The following is a 7,067-nucleotide window of genomic DNA, read 5'->3' as shown; positions in this document are numbered from 1 at the left end:
GTCGTCGTTCACGACGCCGGGTGCGTTCTTCTGCACCTGCATCAGGAACTCGACATTGCTCTTGGTCTTACGCAGCTGGCTCATCAGCAGATCGATGGCCTGGTGGCTGTCGAGTCCCGACAGGATGCGGCGCAGCTTGTGGACGATCGCGAATTCCTCTGGGGCGAGGAGCAATTCGTCCTTGCGGGTGCTCGACGGGTTGACGTCGACGGCCGGGAAGACGCGCCGCTCGGCGATCTTGCGATCGAGTTTGAGCTCGGCGTTGCCGGTGCCCTTGAACTCCTCGAAGATGACCGTGTCGCCGGTCGATCCGGTCTCCACCATCGCGGTGGCGATGATCGTCAGCGAACCGCCGTTCTCGATGTTGCGGGCGGCGCCGAGGAAGCGCTTCGGCGGATACAGCGCCGTCGAATCGACACCACCGGACAGGATGCGGCCCGACGCGGGCGACGAGTTGTTGTACGCGCGTCCCAGGCGGGTGATCGAATCGAGCAGCACGACGACGTCTTTGCCGGTTTCGACCAGGCGTTTGGCCCGCTCGATGGCCAGCTCCGCGACGGCGGTGTGGTCTGACGGCGGACGGTCGAAGGTGGAGGCGATGACCTCGCCGCGTACCGACCGCTGCATGTCGGTGACTTCTTCGGGACGTTCGTCGACCAGCACGACCATGAGATGGCACTCGGGATTGTTCGTGGTGATCGCGTTTGCGATGTCCTGCATGATCGTGGTCTTACCGGCCTTCGGCGGCGACACGATCAGCGCGCGCTGTCCCTTGCCGATCGGCATGATCAGGTCGATGACGCGCGTGGTCAGCCGCTCGGGCGTGGTCTCCAGCCGCAGGCGCTGGTTCGGGTAGAGCGGAGTGAGCTTGTTGAACTCGGGACGCTTACGCGCCGCCTCCACCTCACCGCCGTTGACGGTGTCCAGCCGCACCAGCGGGTTGAACTTCTGACGCTGGTTGCTCTGGTCGCCCTCGCGGGGAACCTTGACCGCACCGGTGATCGCATCGCCCCGGCGCAGTCCGTTCTTGCGGACCATGTTCATCGACACGTAGACGTCGTTGGGGCCCGACAGGTATCCCGACGTGCGGACGAATGCGTAATTGTCCAGAACGTCGAGGATGCCGGCAACCGGTGCGATGACGTCGTCGTCGTTCAGCTGCGGCTCGCCGCCGCCACCCTGACCTTCGCGGTCACGCCCGCGGCGACGCTCACGGAAGCGGCGACCTCGGCGATTGCGGCCGTCGCCGTCCTCGTCGTTGTTGTTGTTGTTGCGGTTCTGGTTTCCCTGACCGCCGTTCTGATTCTGACCGCCGTCGCGGTTGTTCTCACGATTGCTGTTCTCGCGATTGCCGTTTTCGCCGCGGTTGCCATTCTCGCCGCGGTTGCCGCTCTCACGGTTGCCGTTCTCGCCGCGGTTGTTGCGATTGCGATTGCGGTTGCGCTCGGCACCGGTCTGCTCGGCGTCGGCACGGTCACCCGCTGCCTTATCGTCCGGCGTCTTGTCACCCGCTGCCTTGTCACCCGCCGAGTTGTCGGCGTCGACCTTGTCGCCCCCGGTCTTCGCGGGCTTGTCACCAGCGGTTTTGTCACCGGCAGCGGTATCGGCGGAAGTGGTCTCGGCGGCAGACTGGGCCGCGGCCTTCTCGGCGGTCGGCTCGACGACAGGCGCCGGAGCCTGCTGCGCGGCGGGCGCTTCGGTGGCCGGGGCCGCCTCGGCCGAAGCCTGCGCGGGCTTCTCGGCCGTCTCGGTCTTGCGGGCACGAGTCTTGGGTGCGGCCTTGGTGGCCGTCTTGGCTGCGGACGGCGGCGGTGCACCGGCACCGGCGGCCTGCCGCTCGCGAATCGCGGCGATCAAATCGCCCTTGCGCATCCCCGAGGTGCCCTTGATGCCCAGCTCACCGGCCAGAACGCGCAGTTCGGAGAGAACCATCCCGGACAACCCGATGCGCACCGACGCGCGTCGGGGCGCCTCAGCCGCGGGAGCCGCGGCTTCCGGTGCCGCGTCCGGTGTGATGAGGTCCGTATCGGTCACGGATTTCCTTTCGTTCCCCGACAGGTAGTTCCGCGGGGTTTGGCGCTCCCCCTGCGATCAGAAGGAGCTTCCATCCGTCGAACGGATGGGAAGAGTCTTCGAGTCCAGCGCGAGATGCTTAGAACACAGATCCTGACCTCACAGAACGCGAGGTGGGATGGGCTGATGACAAGCACGGCAGATCATGGTCTGCTTGGCTAGACGTTGCCATCATAACGCCGCCGCGCTTGTATCGGCAACCTATCCGTGAAAATCCCCGACTCGACGTGTCACGCCAGCCGACTGACCCCGTCGGCGATCGATGCGTTCCGGACCGTGAATCCCCGGTCCCCGGCATACGACAGCAGCTCAGCGGGCACTTCGTCGGTGCCGAGGACCAGCACCGTCGGGCCCGCGCCGGAAATCGTCGCGGCCTGCCCCGCCCCACGCAGTTTGCCAACCAAATCCGCCGACGGCGGCATCGCCGCGCTGCGATACCCCTGATGCAGCCGATCGTCGCTGGCTTCGAGCAGCAGACGCGGATCCGACGTCAACGCAACGACACTCAACGCCGACCGGCTCAGATTGAAGACCGCATCACTGCGCGGAACCATCTCCGGCAATAGCCCACGCGTCTCCGACGTCGACGACTCGAACGACGGAATGAACACCGTCGCGGCGATGTCGGGGTGTACCTCGATGCGACTGGACCGATACACCGGCGTACCGCCCGGGGTGATCCAGGTGACCACCGCACCGCCGAGGACGCTGGCCGCGGCGTTATCCGGGTGCCCCTCGAACTCACTGGCCTGCTCGACCAGCACCTCGTCGGAAAATGGATGTCCCACACCGGATTTCGCGATCAGCTCGGATGCGGCCGCAAGCCCCGAGACCGCCGCCGCCGCCGACGATCCCAACCCGCGAGAGTGCGGAATCGAGTTCGTGCACGCGACGAAGAGCCCGTTGACTCGCACTCCCGCGACGGCCAGACCGCGCAGGATCGCCCGCGCCACCAGATGCGTCTCATCGCGCGGGACGCCCGCGCTGCCCTCACCGGTCGCGGTGACCTGAACGCCGTCGCCGCCGGTCGTGACCGTCACGTCGTCGTAGACGCCGAGCGCGAGACCGAGGCAATCGAAGCCCGGCCCGAGATTGGCGCTCGACGCCGGGACGCGGACCGTCACCGACACACCGTCGGGCAACACGGGAACAGCGGTTCGCAATGCCACCTGTCGGCCCCTACCGCGCGACGCCGAGCGCATCGGCGACTGCGACCGGGTCGACGTCGATCGCCTCGACCACGGGAATTCCAGACAACGCGGTGTCGGGATCCTTCAGCCCATTGCCGGTGACCGTGCAGACGACGGTCGATCCGGCCTCGATCCACCCATCGGCACGTGCCGCGAGCAGACCCGCGACGCTGGCAGCCGACGCCGGCTCGACGAAGACGCCGTCGCGGCCCGCGATCAGCCGGTAGGCGGAGAGCAGTTCGTCGTCGGTGGCCGCGCGGAACTGCCCGCCCGACTCCTCCTTCGCCGCGACCGCCTGATTCCAGCTGGCGGGCGAACCGATGCGGATCGCGGTGGCGATGGTCTCCGGGTTGGCGACCGGCGCGCCGTTGACCAGCGGAGCGGCGCCTGCCGCCTGCACACCGAGCATGCGCGGACGACTGGTGGTGATGCCGTCGGCGAAGTACTCGCTGTAGCCCTTCCAGTACGCGGTGATGTTGCCCGCGTTGCCGACCGGCAGCGCGTGGACGTCAGGTGCCTTTCCCAGCACGTCGACGATCTCGAACGCCGCGGTCTTCTGACCTTCGATGCGTGCCGGGTTGACCGAGTTGACCAACTCGATCTCCGGATACTCCGACGTCACCTTGCGGGCGAGTTCCAGGCAGTCGTCGAAGTTGCCGCGCACCTGGATGATCTTGGCGCCGTGCATGACCGCCTGCGCGAGCTTGCCCATCGCGATCTTGCCCTCGGGGATCAACACCGCGCAGGTGATCCCCGCACGCGTGGCATACGCCGCCGCCGACGCCGAGGTGTTGCCGGTCGAGGCGCACAGCACGGCCTTCTTGCCGTTGTTCACCGCATTGCTGACCGCCATCGTCATGCCGCGGTCCTTGAACGAGCCGGTCGGGTTGAGACCCTCGACCTTCAGGTACACGTCGCAGTCGGTGAGCGACGACAGGTGGTTGGCTCGGATCAGCGGCGTACCGCCTTCGAGCAGCGTGACGACCTGCCAGTCGTCGGCGACCGGGAGTCGGTCCCGGTAGGCCTCGATCAGTCCGGGCCACGCGGTGTGCACGGGAGTGTAGTCAGTCATCGGTTCCCTCCAGTCGCAGCACGCTCGAGATCTTCGTGACTGCATCCATCTTTTCCAGTGCCGCAACGGTTTCCGACAATGCGCCGTCGGGTGCGCGATGAGTCACCACCACCAGACGCGCCCTGTCCTGCGCGCCTTCCTGACGGACCACGGCGATCCCGATGTCACGGCTGGCGAACTCGCCTGCGACCTGGGCGAGCACCCCCGGCCGGTCGGCGACCTCCATCGCGACGTAGTAGCGCGTCGGGACCGAACCGATCGGAGCGATCGGCAGCGACGCATAGGTCGACTCCAGCGGGCCGCGGCCCGAGTAGACGCGGTTGCGCGCGGCCATCACGACGTCGCCCATCACCGCCGACGCCGTCGGCACGCCACCGGCGCCCTGACCGTAGAACATCAGGCGACCCGCGTTCTCCGCCTCCACGACGACGGCGTTGAACACCCCGTTGACGGTTGCCAGCGGATGGCTCAGCGGAATCAGCGCCGGATACACCCGCGCCGAAATACGTTGTGCCCCATCGGCGTCGACGACACGTTCGCAGATCGACAGCAACTTGATGGTGCAGTCGAGCTGAGCGGCGCTGGCCAGGTCCGCGGGCGTGATCGACGAGATGCCCTCGCGGTAGACGTCCGCGGCGGTCACCCGACTGTGGAAGGCGATCGAGGCCAGAATGGCAGCCTTGGCGGCGGCGTCGTAGCCCTCGACGTCAGCGGTGGGGTCGGCTTCGGCGTAACCCAGTCGCCCGGCCTCGGCGAGCGTCTCGGCGTAGTCGGCGCCGGTCTCCGCCATCGCCGAGAGGATGAAATTCGTTGTGCCGTTGACGATTCCGGCCACCCGCTGCACCGTATCACCGGCCAGGCTCTGCATCAGGGGCCGGATCACCGGGATCGCGCCGGCGACGGCCGCCTCGAAGTAAAGGTCGACGCGCGCCTCGGCGGCAGCGGCCGCCAGTTCGCCGGTGTAATCGGCAAGCAACGCCTTGTTGGCGGTGACCACGGACTTACCGCTCTGCAGGGCCGTGCGGATATGGGTGCGCGGCGGCTCGATGCCGCCGATCAGTTCGATGACGATGTCGACGTCGTCGCGGGCCACCAGCGCCGCGGGGTCATCGGTGAGCAACTCGGCCGGAATGCTCGGGCGTGCGGTGTTGATGTCGCGGACCGCGACACCGCGCAACTCCAACGGAGCACCGACGCGGGCCTGCAGGTCGCCGGTGCTCTCGGTCAAGATGCGAACTACCTCGGTGCCCACATTGCCCATGCCGAGGACGGCGACGCCGATCGGCTTACTTGCACTACTCACTGGTGGCCTCCACGCCTGCTTCCAAACTCAAATAATCTTCAATTCGCTCCCGGCGCAACAGAAGTCGCGACTGCCCGGCACGCACCGCGACCACCGCGGGCCGTTGCGCGAGGTTGTACCGCGACGACATCGAGTAGCAATACGCTCCCGTCGCGCCGACGACCAGCAGATCGCCGGGCGTCAAGTCGTCGTGCAGCCAGCAGTCGCGAACGACGATGTCGCCGCTCTCGCAATGCTTTCCGACGACACGGCTGAGGACACCGTCGGCGTCGGAGACGCGTGAGGCGAGCCGGACGTCGTACTCGGCGTCGTAGAGCACCGCGCGGATGTTGTCGCTCATACCGCCGTCGACGGAGACGTACCGGCGCGTCGAACCGCCGTCGAGCGCAACGTCTTTGAGCGTTCCCACCTCGTAGAGCGTCACGCCGCCGGGTCCGGCGATCGCCCGGCCCGGTTCCACGGCGAGCAACGGAGTCGGAAGTCCCAGTGCCGCGGACTCGTTCGCGACGATTTCGGCCAGCCGCTCGGCTACTTCGGCGGTGGGCAGCGGATCGTCGTCGGGCAGGTACGAAATCCCCAGTCCCCCACCGAGATCCACGACCTCGAGCTGCGCCGTCTTCTCGACCCCGAACTCGTCGACGATGTCGCCGAGCAGCCCGATCACCCGGTGCGCGGCGACCTCGAAGCCGTCGAGGTCGAAGATCTGCGAGCCGATGTGGCTGTGCAGTCCGACCAGTCGCAGGTTGTCGGCGGCGAACACCCGGCGCACCGCGTCCATGGCCGTCGCATAGTGCGACCGATCACGGGCTCCGGCCGCCTCGGTGATCGCGAAGCCGAATTTCTGATCGTCGTGTGCCGTGGAGATGAACTCGTGGGTATGTGCCTCGACGCCGGGGGTCACACGGACCAGAACGTCGGCGACCACGCCGCGCTCACCGGCCAGCTCATCGAGGCGATCGATCTCATAGATCGAGTCGACGACGATGTGCCCGATACCCGCGTCGAGCGCCGCGGCGAGCTCGCTGACCGATTTGTTGTTGCCGTGCAACGCGATTCGCTCCGCCGGGAAGCCGGCGTGCACCGCGACGGCGAGTTCGCCCGCCGAGCAGACGTCCAGCGAGAGCCCCTCGGCGGCGACCCACCGGGCGATCTCCGCCGATAGGAACGCCTTCGACGCGTAGTGCACGCGTCCGTAGGGACCGAACGCGGCCTGCATGTCGGCACAGCGCGATCGGAAGTCGTCCTCGTCGTAGACGAACAGCGGTGTGCCGTACTGCGCGGCGAGGTCGGTGACGCGGACGCCGCCGATCGTCAGCACGCCGTCGTCGTCGCGGGTCGCGCCGCGCGGATATACGTTGTCCGGAATACGCGCGATGTCCGCCGCGGCACTGTGTTCTGTCATGTCCCGCCGCTCCGTTTCCATTTCCGG

At 67.3% G+C, this 7,067-nt stretch carries 5 protein-coding genes; all 5 read right to left on the bottom strand.

Annotation, left to right across the window (positions count from 1 at the left end):
* Positions 1-2,034, bottom strand: a 2,034-nt coding sequence (rho, locus tag HH308_RS08175) for a transcription termination factor Rho (protein ID WP_170193683.1), incomplete at its 3' end; no start/stop codon positions are given.
* Between the two features lie 269 nt (positions 2,035-2,303).
* Positions 2,304-3,275 carry a homoserine kinase gene (gene thrB / locus HH308_RS08170; RefSeq protein ID WP_170193682.1) on the bottom strand — a complete coding sequence of 324 codons (972 nt, stop codon included), beginning with the start codon at positions 3,273-3,275 and terminating at the stop codon, positions 2,304-2,306.
* A complete protein-coding gene (gene thrC, locus HH308_RS08165) occupies positions 3,253-4,335 on the bottom strand; it encodes a threonine synthase (RefSeq protein WP_170193681.1) in 1,083 nt (360 codons plus the stop codon). Before thrC ends, thrB begins: the two co-directional genes overlap by 23 nt.
* Positions 4,328-5,638 (bottom strand): homoserine dehydrogenase, encoded by a 1,311-nt coding sequence (locus tag HH308_RS08160; protein WP_170193680.1) that lies wholly within the window; start codon positions 5,636-5,638, stop codon positions 4,328-4,330. Before HH308_RS08160 ends, thrC begins: the two co-directional genes overlap by 8 nt.
* Entirely contained in the window at positions 5,631-7,040 is a 1,410-nt protein-coding gene (gene lysA, locus HH308_RS08155) for a diaminopimelate decarboxylase (protein ID WP_246284366.1), read from the bottom strand. Before lysA ends, HH308_RS08160 begins: the two co-directional genes overlap by 8 nt.
* Positions 7,041-7,067 lie beyond the last annotated feature (27 nt).

The organism is Gordonia asplenii (assembly GCF_012933505.1).
In the GTDB taxonomy this organism is placed as follows: Bacteria; Actinomycetota; Actinomycetes; order Mycobacteriales; family Mycobacteriaceae; genus Gordonia; species Gordonia asplenii.
The sequence above is the reverse complement of the archived record's forward strand: the minus strand, read 5'-3'. Positions and strand labels throughout refer to the sequence as shown.

Excerpts from the sequence above, each read along its gene's own strand:
- thrB (WP_170193682.1), bottom strand. The coding sequence starts at position 3,275 with ATGCGCTCGGCGTCGCGCGGTAGGGGCCGACAGGTGGCATTGCGAACC.
- thrC (WP_170193681.1), bottom strand. The coding sequence starts at position 4,335 with ATGACTGACTACACTCCCGTGCACACCGCGTGGCCCGGACTGATCGAG.
- lysA (WP_246284366.1), bottom strand. The coding sequence starts at position 7,040 with ATGACAGAACACAGTGCCGCGGCGGACATCGCGCGTATTCCGGACAAC.